Raw genomic sequence first — 12,166 nt, 5'->3', positions numbered from 1 at the left:
TTGCCATGAGACACAGAATTGTGGATGAGTTTACGGACATGCCGATATCCCGGCAGCGCAAGTATCAATTACGCATGCAGCGCGACAAGCGCTGCACCGAATGCGGCCAACCTGCGGCCGAAGGGTCGCGGTGTGTGAAGCATTTGGTCAAAGCGCGCGAGCGCCAGAGGAAGAAGCGCGGCCTCAAACGCCGCTATTACAATACCCTCAGCTACAAGTTGCAGGGCAAGGCCGCGTAAGCAATTGAATTGAGGCGCGCGCGCCCCTTCGTTTTCGTCCTCGCCTCGTGCTCGTGCTCGAAACCCCTCTGGGCGGCGGGTCTTTTGGCCGGGGCCTTCGTTGGCTCGGCCCTTACAGCCCGCTTCGGGATGCTCGGGCCTCGCTGCCTCGGCCCCGGCCAAAAATCCCTCGCCGCAGGACTCCACGCAATTTTAAAACAGGCTCTAAAGCCCCTTTTCCTCCGTGCAATTCTCTCCCGCGCGGATGACAATGCGGGCCCATGAATGTGGTTGGCATTATCCCGGTCCGGTATGGGTCGAGCCGTTTCCCAGGCAAACCATTGGCGCTGATTGCCGGCAGGCCTTTGCTGGAACATGTGGTCGAGCGCTGCCGGCAGGCCAAAACCCTGGCCGAAGTCATTGTCGCCACCGATGATCAGCGCATAGCCGCCATGGCGCAGAGGCTTTGCCGGGTGGCCATGACGGGAGCCAGCCACCCGAGCGGGACGGACCGGGTTGCGGAGGTTGCCGCCGGGCTTTCTTGCGACGCCGTCGTGAACATCCAGGGAGATGAACCGTTGCTCGACCCCGCCGTGATAGACGGCGTGGCCCACGCGCTGGCAAACGCCCAGATGTCCACCGCCGCCACACCCCTGCGAAACCCGCAAGAATACGACAATCCCAACGTCGTAAAAGTCGTTGTCAATGCCGCCGGCCAGGCCCTATACTTTTCGCGGCGTACGGTTCCGTATCTGCGCGAGGCCGCCAGTCGTTCGGTGGACGAACAGTTGGCGGCGTTTCCATTTTTGAAGCACTTGGGGATTTATGGTTACCGGCGGGAAACCTTGCTGCGCCTGGTGCGCATGCCGGTCTCGCCGCTCGAAACGGCGGAGAAGCTCGAACAATTGCGCGCACTCGAGAACGGCATTTCAATCGCCGTGATCACTGTCGAGTATGACAGCGTTGGGGTGGATGTCCCCGCCGATATCATACGTGTCGAACAATTGCTGAGGGCGCGCCTGGCGGGTGTGATTTAGCCTATGAAATATATCTTTGTAACCGGAGGGGTGGTGAGTTCCCTGGGCAAGGGGCTGACGGCGGCGTCGCTGGGCACCTTGCTCGAGAACCGCGGTCTGAAGGTGACCCTGCAAAAGTTCGATCCCTACCTGAACGTCGATCCGGGCACCATGAACCCTTACCAGCACGGCGAGGTGTACGTTCTGGACGATGGGGCCGAGACAGACCTCGACTTAGGCCATTACGAGCGGTTTACCAACTGCAAGTTAACCCGTCTGAACAACCTCACCAGCGGGCAGGTGTACCAAACGGTACTGAATAATGAGCGTGAAGGGAAGTACCTGGGCAAAACGGTGCAGGTGATTCCGCATGTCACCAACGAAATCCAAAACCGCATCCAACTTTTGGCCGAACAGACCAAGGCCGATGTTGTCATTACCGAGATTGGCGGCACAACCGGAGACATCGAGGGCCTGCCTTTTCTGGAGGCCATCCGGGAATTCGCCTTGGAAGTGGGCACTCACAATGCCATGTTCGTTCACGTCACCTACGTTCCCTTCATCAAAGCCGCCGGGGAACTAAAGACCAAGCCGACCCAGCAATCGGTTGCCAAATTGCGCGAAATCGGCATTACGCCCCATATCCTGGTATGCCGCTGCGAGCGGCCGTTGGACAAAGATTTGCGCCAAAAGATTTCCCTATTCTGCAACGTGCCTTACGAGGCGGTGGTCGAGGAAAAGGACGTGGACCACAGCATCTATGAAGTGCCCCTGATGCTTCAGCGTGAGCGGGTCGATGACCTGGTCTGCCACCAGTTGCACCTGGACACCCCGGTCCCCAACATGGCGCATTGGCAGGAGATTCTGCGCAAGATCATTGCTCCGCAGAACCGGGTGCGCATCGGGGTGGTAGGCAAATACATCGAGCTGCAGGATGCCTATAAATCGGTCTATGAAGCGATTATCCATGGCGGGGTGGCCAACGATTGCGGGGTGGAAATCCAGAAGGTAGATGCCGAAATCATCGAACGCGAAGGGGCTGATAAGGTCCTCAAGGGCCTGGGCGGCGTCCTCGTTCCAGGGGGCTTCGGTGAGCGGGGCATCGAGGGCAAAATCCTCGCCGCGCGTTACGCACGCGAACACAACGTCCCCTACCTTGGCCTTTGCCTGGGAATGCAAATCGCCACAATTGAATTTGCCCGGAACGTGTTGAAATTGCCCAAGGCGCATTCAACGGAGTTCGATCCCAATACGCCGCATCCGGTCATTGCGATGCTGGACGACCAAACCCGAGTAACGAAGAAAGGGGGGACGATGCGGCTGGGAGCGCAGCCTTGCCAATTGGTGGTGGGGACCAAAGCGGCCCGGCTTTACGGCGCGTTCGTGGTCAACGAGCGCCATCGCCATCGCTATGAATTCAACAATACTTACCGCGAGCGTTTCCAGAAGGCCGATTTTGTCCTCAGCGGGTTCACACCGGACGGCAAGCTGGTTGAGGTCATCGAGCTGGCCAAGCATCCGTTCTTCATCGCCTCGCAATTCCATCCTGAGTTTCACAGCAAACCGCATCAACCGCACCCATTGTTCAAGGGCTTCATCGCGGCGGCGCACGCTTCGGCGCATGGCTTTAGCTGGTCGATCTGAACAAACCGTTTTTTTAAGCTCTGACCTATCCAGACGCCATCCAGTTCCTGTATAGCCTCCGCTGGTTTGGCGCCAAGTTCGGCCTCGCCAATAGCTTCAGGCTGGCTGCCCTTTCGGGCAATCCGCAACAAAGACTCCGGTTCATTCATGTGGCCGGCACCAACGGCAAGGGGTCAACCTGCGCGATGCTCGAGAGCATCTACCGCAAGGCAGGGCTGCGCGTGGGACTCTTTACCTCCCCGCACCTGGTTGCCTTCGGCGAGCGCATCCAGTTCGACAGGCGGCCTATTCCCGAAGCGGCCATCATAAGGTTGGTGGCTGAAATGCGCGCGTTGCTCGAAACGGAATGGGGGAAAACAGGCGCGGCCGAGGACCATCCCACATTTTTCGAGGTGGTCACCATCATGGCCTTGCGCTATTTCGCCGCCGAAAATTGCGACCTGGTCATCTGGGAGACCGGCCTGGGCGGGCGGCTCGACGCGACCAATATCGTGACGCCTCTGGCCAGCGTGATCACCAATATCCAATACGACCACCAGAAGTGGCTTGGTGAAACCTTGTCGAGTATTGGCGCAGAAAAGGCGGGCATCATCAAACCCGGCGTTCCGGTTATCACCGGAGCCGCCGCGCCGGAAGCGCTCGAAGTCATTGCTGAAGCCGCTCGAAGCAACCAGGCGCCGCTCACCGTTGTTGAAGCTTCGGCGGCCCACAAGCCCCCCCTGGATACCTTGCGATTAAGTCTTTTGGGAGAACACCAAAAGATGAATGCCGCCGTCGCGCTGGCGACCGTCCGCGCGCTGGCGCCGGTCATTCCCATTGCCGAAGCCACGAGCCGCGCCGGCCTGGAGCGCATTCATTGGCCGGGACGGCTGCAATTGGTCGAGAGGGATTCTGGTCAAAGGGTTCTGCTGGACGGGGCGCATAATATCGGCGGGGCTGAGAGCTTGGCTGCGGGGTTGCGGGAATACTTTCCAGGAGCCAAACCGGCTCTCATCCTGGGCATCTTGCGGGACAAAGACTGGGCAGGGATATGCGAAATCCTCGCGCCTCTGGCTGGCCGGATTCTGCTTGTGCCGGTCCATAGCGAGCGCACGGCCGAACCCCACGGCATGCTCGAGGTGTGCCTCCGAGCCAACCCCCAGGCCCCAGTGGGCGAATATCCGGCCCTGAGCGCCGCATTGGAAAACCTTGCCCAGGCGCGGTTCGTCGCTATCGCGGGTTCCCTTTATCTCATTGGAGAGGCAATGGAGCTGCTGCACCTTTCGCCAGTCGGTCCAAAGAATGAGCGCGGTCTCAATGAGTGGAATCTGAGGTGATTGTTATCTCCTGCGAAACGGGTTATTGGAAGCCTGCCCCCGGGCATCTTCCTGGAAGCGGCAGCCAGATTTGGCGACAGCCTGGAGACGGACGTACGCGCCGCTCGAAAGGCCGGGCTGCAAGCCCTTTGGCTCAGACGCAACGCAGCAACATGGGAGGGCCAAGTTCCACCAGGCCGCGCTCGGTCTTGTTGCGCAGAAATGCGGAGGCTCGCGGAACTCGCCTCTCCGGGCGTGACGGGTTACTAATTATCTGATTTATTCAGGAACTTAAACACAATCCCCGCAACCAATCCGCCACTAAAATTCGCCAGGAGATAAATCCAAAGATTGGCCCACGACGACAGGCCCATCATTGAAATCCCCAGGGCCACTGCGGGATTGAACGCGGCGCTCGAAATGCTGCCTACCGCAAACGCGCCCGAGAGCACCGTGAACCCGATGGCAAGCCCATAAAACGAATTGCCGGCGTTTGCCTTGGCTGTGGCGGTGTTGATAACAACATACACCAGCGCGAACGTGAAGAGAAACTCCGCAAGAAGCGCCGGCCCGGCCCGGAGGACCATCGGTTTGGCCACGGCCTCGCCGCGCAGATAATTGAGCGCCAAGGAGGCAATTACAGCCGCCAAAAACTGGGCGAGCCAGTAGGGCACAACGTCCCGTGTGGGACATCGCCCGCGGTACCAGACTCCCAACGTGACGGCCGGGTTGTAATGGCCGCCAGAAATGTGCCCCCCGGCGTAAATCATCACCATGAGGATCGAGCCGATGCCCAGCGGAGCGATTACCCCTGCCCCGCCTATCACGACGCAGCAGCCGACAGTTAAAACCAAAAAGAAGGTGCCGATGAATTCTGTAATGTATTTATTCATTGTTGCCTCAGTGAGTGTGCGGCATTTTACGAGACTTCGTCCAGCGGTTTGCCACGTGTTCCCGCCAGCAAAACCCCTGTGCCAACTAAATAGAGAAGTGTCACAAGGAGCATGAACGGTATCAGCGCCAGCCAGTCGGAGTTGGGTCCGCTATAAAGCGGGTTATGCGCTTCGGCCCAATTTGTCAAGGCGGTATCCACTTTTTCAAATCCGCCGGCTAAGATGGCAATGATAATGCCTGTGATGGCCCCGCCGGCGATGTAACCACTGGCCAGCAAGACGCCCGGGCTTTTATCGCTCTCGGCGGCTAGTTGGGCCTCGTCGAGATGGTGCTCGCGCAATTCATGTCTTCGCCGATTATCGACCAGCCAGCGCACCAATCCCCCTGCAAAAATGGGAGCAGAGGAGGAAATGGGCAGGTACACGCCCACGGCAAAGGCGAGCGAAGAGACGCCGCACAATTCCAGAACGACGGCGCTCATGATTCCAAACAGCACCAGGCCCCAGGGAAGTTTCCGGTCCAGCATCCCTTTGATGATGTAACTCATCAGCGTTGCCTTGGGCGCATCGAACTTCGTCACCTCGGTGCCATCGGGCCGTTTCTTGAAACTCCCGTTGATGCCGGGATCAACCAGCCAGACCGCAGCGCCGGAATCATTCACCAGATACCTGCCAGGCGGTCCGCCGGCATTATCCGTTTTCTGCCAAACGCGGTAGGGCCTCGTATCCTCGCCGGCCTGCGGTCCGCGCAATCGTTCGGGGCCGGCCAACTGCGCGTCAGCCGGGGCGCGCAAACCGGGCGCGACTTGCGCCGCCGGAACATAAACAGTAGCTGTATTGTTCAACAACAGTAGAATCGGCCCCAGGAGCAGCGCGCTGGCGGCGGCCCCGATCATAATTGCAATCTGCTGATACTTGGGGGTGGCCCCCACCAGGAACCCTGTTTTTAGGTCCTGCGAGGTTGCGCCCGCGTTCGAGGCAGCCACGCAGACGATGCCGCCCACCGAAAGGGCCGTGACGTAATAGGCGCCGCCTGTCCAGCCGGCGATTAAGAAGCACAGGCACGTCAGCAGCAGCGTCGCAACCGTCATCCCCGAAATGGGATTGGAAGAGGAGCCAATCTCACCGGTGAGTCGCGAGGAAACCGTGACAAAAAGAAAACCGAACACGACGATGAGGAGCGCCCCAAACCAATTCATGTGAAGGGAGGGCGCGGCGCGGATGGCGATAATGAGCGAGACAACGCCAATACCGACCAGTTTCATGGACAAGTCCCGGTCGGTGCGCAGCACCGCTGTGGTTGCAGAGGCAGCCCCTCTAAAATCAGCTAACCCGGACCGCATCCCGCGCCAGATAATGGGCAGCGAACGCAGCAAGCTGATGATCCCCCCAGCGGCGACTGCCCCTGCTCCGATATAGAGGATATAAGCGCCGCGGATTTCATCCGGGCTCATGAGGGCGATAGGGGTTTGCCCCGGTGGTAGCGCGCCTGGCAGTCCCTGGCCAAAGAAAACAATCAGCGGAGTCAGCAACAGGGCGCTGAGCACGCCGCCAGCCATCATGATCGAGCCGATGCGAGGGCCGATGATGTAGCCCACGCCCAGCAGTTCGGGGGATATCTCCGCAGCGATTGAGCCGCCTTTGAGAGGCGCGCCGAAGATTTTTTCAGGGGTGTCCTTCCACAATTTAAACGCGGACATGAGGCTTTTATACAGCAGTCCCACTCCGAACCCAGTGAAGATGGTGGCCGCGCCCAAGCCACCGGGACGCGATAGCACTGGAGTTGGTTGAAGGGTGGCGGAGGCCTCATTCCGAGGGGAAGGGGTGGCATTGGGGGTCACCACGGATTGGCCAGCCGCCCCGGCCTTCAGCACCTCAGCGCAGGCGGTGCCCTCGGGATATTTAAGCTGGCCATGTTGAGCGACAATTAAGGCGCGGCGCAGCGGGATCATCATGAGAATGCCCAGCAGGCTGCCCAGCAGCCCAACTAACATCACCCGCCCTATCTCGAGATCAAAGCCCAGAATCATGATGGCGGGCATCGTTACCCCAAGGCCAAACGCTATCGACTCCCCGGCAGAGCCGGCCGTTTGAACGATGTTATTCTCCAAAATGGTCGCGTCGCTCCCGCCTGTTTTCGACCAGAGCCGGAATAGGGTCAGCGAGATAACGGCCACGGGGATCGAGGCGCTCACCGTCAGCCCCACCTTCAAAACCAGGTAGAGCGAGGACGCGCCGAACACGACTCCCAGCAGCGTTCCCAGAATCGCCGCCCGCCAGCTCAACTCGCGCACGCGAGCCTGTGGTGGAATAAATGAGCCAGGAACAGGGGGGTCCTCGGAGTGTTGAAGTTCAACGGCCATTGTAAAATTTGATACTCGATCCGCAGCGCGCAGGGCAACTGCATTCCAGCAGCAGCAACGAAGAATCACCAAAAACAGTTCCTTCGCTGGCGGGCGCAGTTTAACATCCGGCGTGCTGACGATTCCCAAAACCATGCGCGCGGTGGTGTATCGAGGCGCCAATGACCTGCGAGTCGAGACGGTCCTGGTCCCTTCTATTGGTCCGCACGAACTGCTCGTCAGGGTCGCCGTCTGCGGCGTTTGCCCAACCGACATTAAAAAAATCCAATACGGCACCGTAGCGCCCCCGCGCATCTTCGGCCACGAAACGGCAGGGACCATCGTGCGGGCGGGGGCGCGGGTAAAGAAATTTCGGGTTGGTGATCGGGTGGCGCTGCACCATCACGTGCCATGTCTGGATTGTCATGCCTGCCGTCATCGGGCCTTTGCCCAATGCGCGCAGTACAAACGGACTGGCGTCACCGCGGGATTCGAGCCGGCGGGCGGCGGTTATGCCGAATACGTGCGCGTGCTGCCTTTTGTGTTGCCGGGAGTGGTCAAGATTCCCCGGAACAATTCATTTCTGGAAGGAGCGATGCTCGAACCAGTCAATACCGTGCTCAAGGCAGTGCGACGACTGGCTCTTCTCCCAGGTGATACTGTCCTGGTCGCCGGGCAGGGCCCCATTGGACTCATGTTTACCCGTTTATTGGCCTTGGAAGGCATCCGTGTGCTGGCTACTGATCTATTGGATTCCCGCCTGAAATTGGCCCGCCAGTTGGGCGCGCGGTGGAGTTTCCCTGTGGGTGGGCCAGGAAACGGCGTGCAGGAAATCCCAGCCAGCCGAAGATCCAAAGGCGTGACCGCATTCGATTCACCAGGCCATTCGGCTGGAGCCAAGAGCTTGGCGGAATTGGTCGAAAAGGTCACACACCGCTGCGGCTTGGACGCTGCGGTGATGGCCGTCCCCTCGACCGCCGCCCTGGCCCAGGCGCAAGAGCTTGTTCGCGGCGGCGGCCAGGTACTTTTGTTCTCGAACACCCGGCGGGGTGACAAATCCTCGCTGGACCTGGCGACGATCTGCGTGGATGAAAAAGACCTGATCGGCAGTTATTCGGCGGATTTCCTCCTCCAACCCGCTGTCGCGCGCTTGGTTTTTTCGCGGAAATTAGATGTGCGCCGCCTGATTACGCACCAATTTCCCCTCGAACAAACAGCCGCTGCCATCGAACGAGCAGCGAGGCCCGGCCCCGAGTCCCTGAAAATCGTGGTAAGCCAGTAACAACCCCGCTGAGAATCCAGTCTGAGGCTAAAGCTTACGGCCTTCATCAACTTCGTAATAATCGAAGAAGGTGAGAATATCGTTTCGATGGGCAAGGCCGCTGGATTCTTTGTAGCGTGCCAATTCCTGGGTCGAGCCATCATCCTCGTCCCTCCAGCCGCGCTTGAGCATGAACTTGTCCCAGACCAGAACCTGCTCTTTTGTTGGACGAGTCCCATGCTCAAAGCACCATGCCAGAATTTCGTCGTCCGTGCCGCCCGTCAAAACGCGATCCCTCAAAGCCGAATAATCGATGCCAAGGAATCGGCAGCAGCGGCCATCAAAGCCGGAGCCGAGGTTCGGATGAAAGTCACGACGCAAAGTACCCGCCGCGCGAAGGCGAATCTTATCGAGCATCCGGGCAAAATAGACAATGCCGCCGGTACGGTCATAGGCGCTGCGGGGAAGGGCATTTTGAGTGGCGGTTTGCACGGGTATGGATCGAGATAGTCAGGCGGCCTCTTTCTTGGCCTCCCCAAAAAGGACCTCAGTCTTTATGGAATTGGAGATATAGCATTGCTCGTGGGCAAGGTGATGAAGCCGGCGCTCATCCTCCGGCGCAGGCATTTTCTCGCCGCCATAGGCAATTATCGGATTGAGTTTAATCAAGCTTACCCACGGAGTGCCTTTTTCATTCTTTGCCATGGCCCCGATGGCCTCATCCTTATAGCTGTCCACCTGGAATCCCCGGCGCGAGGCCAGGTACAGAAAGGTGAGCATGTGGCAGCTCGAAACCGCCGCTACAAAGGCCTCCTCCGGATCGACGTGCGCCGGGTTTGAATAAGGCGCCGGCACTACAGCGGGTGCGGCTGAAGCCGGCACCGTCAGACCGCCGTCAAAGCTCCAGGTGTGCTCCCGGGAATACTTGCCCTTGAGGAAATCAGGGCTGGTGCGTTTCCAGCTAATCATGGCTTTGTGTTCTGACATACCCGAGCATCGCCCGGCGGGGGCGGCATAACAAGTTCAGAACACCTGGCTGATGCGCAAGTAATGGATGCCATTAGACGGGATCAATTCCGCAGCCAAGGGATTGAAACACGCCTTGACGCGGAGTAATTTTGGTTGAAGGGAATCGGCGGAATATGAAGTGGGTCGAGCTAATAGGCCGGTCGTTGGACGCAGCCCAGCCGAACCAGCCAGGCGGGCGCCGGAATCCAGACCTCATATCCCTCATGCCAGGCTGCGCTTCCCTGCTAGGGCGCTGCAAACCTTCCTGGAGGAACTCCCTATGAACCCTCAAATCGGACTCGATCAATGCCTGACGTTTATCAACTGCCAATTGCAGCCCCGTCATACCGCCGAGGCGGCTAATCAGACCCAGACACATTTCCGCGCGATCACCATTTCGCGCCAAAGCGGCGCAGGTGGCCACTCGGTCGCCGCCCGGCTGATTGAGTTGCTCGATGATCGCAGGCACAAGGGCGGCAGCCCCTGGACGGTTTTTGACCGGAATCTTGTGGAAAAGGTGCTCGAGGAGCATCACCTGCCTAGCCGGCTGGCTCGCTTTATGCCGGAGGACCGCATCTCCGAGGTCACCGATGCCATGGATGAACTCTTCGGCCTGCACCCGCCCTCCCGGAGCTTGGTCCACCAGAGCGCCGAAACCATTCTCAGGTTAGCCGATGCGGGGAATGTGATTCTCATCGGGCGCGGAGCCAATGTAATCACGAGCAAACTCGATTATGTCTTCCACGTGCGCCTGGTCGGTTCGGTGGAAAATCGGATTGGGACCATCCAGCGCCTCGAATCACTGACCCAGAGGGAAGCCAGCGCCTTCGTTTATAATGAAGACCTTGGCCGGAGCCGTTACCTCAAAAAGTACTTCGGCAAAGACATTGATGATCCATTGCTCTACCACCTGATCATCAATACAGATTTGGTTTCCTACGAGCAGGCTGCCCGGCTCATTGCCGATCAGGTGATGCCGGGAAGGCAGTGGGAGCGTGGAGCGTGGAGCGTGGGAGCGTGAGGGTCTTAAACGCTCCTGCGCTTCACGAGGTTCTGCTTCCCAACCGGTGGGTTTTTCTGTACTCCTGTTCCATGAAAATGAACTTCTCCCTCGTGCTTTCCACTGGTTTTTCGGCGCTTCTCCTTTTTAATAGCGGCCCTGCGGCCCGGGCTGCGGCTGGCATTGGCCCCAGTTTCAAGGGTCCTCTTGGCCTGCAGCTTTACAGCCTGCGCGCACAGTTTCAGAAGGATGTTCCGAGCACATTGGATGAGGTCAAGAATTGGCACATTAAATATGCCGAACTGGCCGGCACCTACGGTCTTTCGGCAGAACAATTCAAGTCGGAATTAGCCGCGCGTGGCATTAAGCCCATCGGCGCCCACTTCGCCTACGAGCGTTACCGGGATGATGCTGAAGGGGTGGCCCGAGAGGCCAACGCCCTGGGCTTGAAATACGCCGGCTGCGCCTGGATTCCGCATTCAGGCGATTTCGATGAGAAGACCGCCGTGAAGCCATTCAAGTATTTAACAATGCAGGCAAGGTGATGGCCAAACATGGGCTGAAGTTCTTCTATCATGTCCATGGCTACGAGTTTCAGCCTTATAACCAGGGCACATTGCTCGACCTGCTCATAACGCAAACCGATCCCAAACTCGTGAGCTATGAAATGGATATTTTCTGGATCGTGTTCCCCGGGCAGGACCCGGTCAAACTTCTCAATAAATATGGCAAGCGCTGGGAGTTGGCCCATCTGAAGGATATGCGGAAAGGCACAGAAACAGGCGCGCTGACCGGTTCCACAGACGTTAAGAACGACGCTGCCATCGGCACCGGGCTGATGGACATTCCCGCAATTCTGAAAGCAGCCCAAAAAGCCGGCGTGAAGTGGTACTTCATCGAGGATGAATCCCCTTGGTCAGAGCAGCAGATCCCTCGAAGCCTGCGGTACTTGGAGCAGGTACGGTTCTGAAAAGGTGGTAGAGGGCTACCACACCAGGATTAGGCATGGTGACCCGCAGAACTGCTGCCAATTCATCACCCTGCTTTGGAAAACCTCTGTTTTCTCCGTTTTCTCCTGTTCCTGTCTGCATGGTCCCTGCTTAGGGCAAACTGCCGCTGGAGTTTTGGGCAAAAGACCTAGTTGCCGCGGGCCGGACGCGGCATAACGTTAGAAAGATGGTTGAGACGATAGAGCTACAAGGAGAGTGGATCGGCCACTACCCCGGCCATTTCGATGAAGTCATCCGCATTGACCGGCACGGCGAAGAAGTCGAGGCAGTCAAAATTACCGGGGATGATTACGTGCCGGCGGGGGCGGTCACCTGGAAGGCAAACCTCAGGACCCTGCGCGGAAAAGGACAGATTGCTGAAAACGAATTCGTCCGCCCGCGTTTCATCCCTGGACGGCTGATCATTATCAATCCGGAGCGTATTATTTTCCGCTGGGAGAATTGCGGCGAAGTAGAATATCGCAAGGACGACTAACCGG

The 12,166-nt window shown here is 58.5% G+C and carries 13 protein-coding genes; 9 read left to right on the top strand and 4 right to left on the bottom strand.

Going from position 1 to position 12,166, the window contains the following annotated elements:
• Window positions 1-5: 5 nt before the first annotated feature.
• The 4 genes from VG146_16565 (at window position 6) to VG146_16550 (ending at window position 4,194) form a co-directional block, all read left to right on the top strand.
• A complete protein-coding gene (locus tag VG146_16565; GenBank protein ID HEV2393967.1) occupies window positions 6-239 on the top strand; it encodes a hypothetical protein in 234 nt (77 codons plus the stop codon).
• A gap of 260 nt (window positions 240-499) precedes the next feature.
• The gene (kdsB, locus tag VG146_16560) at window positions 500-1,255 is read left to right on the top strand and encodes a 3-deoxy-manno-octulosonate cytidylyltransferase (protein ID HEV2393966.1); all 756 of its coding nucleotides are present in this window, start codon (window positions 500-502) and stop codon (window positions 1,253-1,255) included.
• A gap of 3 nt (window positions 1,256-1,258) precedes the next feature.
• Entirely contained in the window at window positions 1,259-2,878 is a 1,620-nt protein-coding gene (locus tag VG146_16555) for a CTP synthase (GenBank protein ID HEV2393965.1), read from the top strand.
• Window positions 2,879-2,898: 20 nt separating this feature from the next.
• Window positions 2,899-4,194: a folylpolyglutamate synthase/dihydrofolate synthase family protein gene (locus tag VG146_16550; GenBank protein HEV2393964.1), complete on the top strand. Its 1,296-nt coding sequence runs from the start codon at window positions 2,899-2,901 to the stop codon at window positions 4,192-4,194.
• 245 nt (window positions 4,195-4,439) lie between these two features.
• On the opposite strand, the gene VG146_16545 is transcribed toward VG146_16550, so the two are convergent.
• Window positions 4,440-5,066, bottom strand: coding sequence for an aquaporin (locus tag VG146_16545; protein HEV2393963.1), 627 nt, complete (start codon window positions 5,064-5,066; stop codon window positions 4,440-4,442).
• A 26-nt stretch (window positions 5,067-5,092) separates the two neighbouring features.
• Window positions 5,093-7,429 carry an oligopeptide transporter, OPT family gene (locus tag VG146_16540; GenBank protein ID HEV2393962.1) on the bottom strand — a complete coding sequence of 779 codons (2,337 nt, stop codon included), beginning with the start codon at window positions 7,427-7,429 and terminating at the stop codon, window positions 5,093-5,095.
• Window positions 7,430-7,541: 112 nt separating this feature from the next.
• Here VG146_16540 and VG146_16535 point away from each other — a divergent pair, with 112 nt between their 5' ends.
• Window positions 7,542-8,690, top strand: a complete 1,149-nt coding sequence (locus VG146_16535) for an alcohol dehydrogenase catalytic domain-containing protein (GenBank protein ID HEV2393961.1) — start codon at window positions 7,542-7,544, stop codon at window positions 8,688-8,690.
• A gap of 27 nt (window positions 8,691-8,717) precedes the next feature.
• Here the strand turns inward: VG146_16535 and VG146_16530 are convergent, their stop codons facing one another.
• A complete protein-coding gene (locus VG146_16530) occupies window positions 8,718-9,161 on the bottom strand; it encodes a DUF5069 domain-containing protein (protein HEV2393960.1) in 444 nt (147 codons plus the stop codon).
• 18 nt (window positions 9,162-9,179) lie between these two features.
• Window positions 9,180-9,656 (bottom strand): OsmC family protein, encoded by a 477-nt coding sequence (locus tag VG146_16525; GenBank protein ID HEV2393959.1) that lies wholly within the window; start codon window positions 9,654-9,656, stop codon window positions 9,180-9,182.
• A 301-nt stretch (window positions 9,657-9,957) separates the two neighbouring features.
• Between VG146_16525 and VG146_16520 the strand changes: the two genes are divergently transcribed.
• The 4 genes from VG146_16520 (at window position 9,958) to VG146_16505 (ending at window position 12,162) form a co-directional block, all read left to right on the top strand.
• Complete coding sequence (locus VG146_16520; GenBank protein ID HEV2393958.1) at window positions 9,958-10,698, top strand: cytidylate kinase-like family protein; 741 nt, start codon at window positions 9,958-9,960, stop codon at window positions 10,696-10,698.
• Window positions 10,699-10,769: 71 nt separating this feature from the next.
• Complete coding sequence (locus VG146_16515) at window positions 10,770-11,222, top strand: hypothetical protein (protein HEV2393957.1); 453 nt, start codon at window positions 10,770-10,772, stop codon at window positions 11,220-11,222.
• Complete coding sequence (locus tag VG146_16510) at window positions 11,222-11,647, top strand: TIM barrel protein (GenBank protein ID HEV2393956.1); 426 nt, start codon at window positions 11,222-11,224, stop codon at window positions 11,645-11,647. The genes VG146_16515 and VG146_16510 overlap by 1 nt, the downstream gene beginning before the upstream one ends.
• Before the next feature lie 206 nt (window positions 11,648-11,853).
• Window positions 11,854-12,162, top strand: coding sequence for a Cyclin D1-binding domain-containing protein (locus VG146_16505; GenBank protein ID HEV2393955.1), 309 nt, complete (start codon window positions 11,854-11,856; stop codon window positions 12,160-12,162).
• Window positions 12,163-12,166 lie beyond the last annotated feature (4 nt).

The sequence above is a fragment of the Verrucomicrobiia bacterium genome (assembly GCA_035946615.1).
GTDB lineage: Bacteria > Verrucomicrobiota > Verrucomicrobiia > Limisphaerales > UBA8199 > DASYZB01.
The sequence above is the reverse complement of the archived record's forward strand: the minus strand, read 5'-3'. Positions and strand labels throughout refer to the sequence as shown.

Coding starts and splice junctions, on each gene's coding strand:
- VG146_16505 (HEV2393955.1), top strand. CDS start 11,854: ATGGTTGAGACGATAGAGCTACAAGGAGAGTGGATCGGCCACTACCCC.
- VG146_16525 (HEV2393959.1), bottom strand. CDS start 9,656: ATGTCAGAACACAAAGCCATGATTAGCTGGAAACGCACCAGCCCTGAT.
- VG146_16510 (HEV2393956.1), top strand. CDS start 11,222: ATGGCCAAACATGGGCTGAAGTTCTTCTATCATGTCCATGGCTACGAG.
- VG146_16520 (HEV2393958.1), top strand. CDS start 9,958: ATGAACCCTCAAATCGGACTCGATCAATGCCTGACGTTTATCAACTGC.
- VG146_16540 (HEV2393962.1), bottom strand. CDS start 7,429: ATGGCCGTTGAACTTCAACACTCCGAGGACCCCCCTGTTCCTGGCTCA.
- kdsB (HEV2393966.1), top strand. CDS start 500: ATGAATGTGGTTGGCATTATCCCGGTCCGGTATGGGTCGAGCCGTTTC.
- VG146_16515 (HEV2393957.1), top strand. CDS start 10,770: ATGAAAATGAACTTCTCCCTCGTGCTTTCCACTGGTTTTTCGGCGCTT.
- VG146_16545 (HEV2393963.1), bottom strand. CDS start 5,066: ATGAATAAATACATTACAGAATTCATCGGCACCTTCTTTTTGGTTTTA.
- VG146_16565 (HEV2393967.1), top strand. CDS start 6: ATGAGACACAGAATTGTGGATGAGTTTACGGACATGCCGATATCCCGG.
- VG146_16555 (HEV2393965.1), top strand. CDS start 1,259: ATGAAATATATCTTTGTAACCGGAGGGGTGGTGAGTTCCCTGGGCAAG.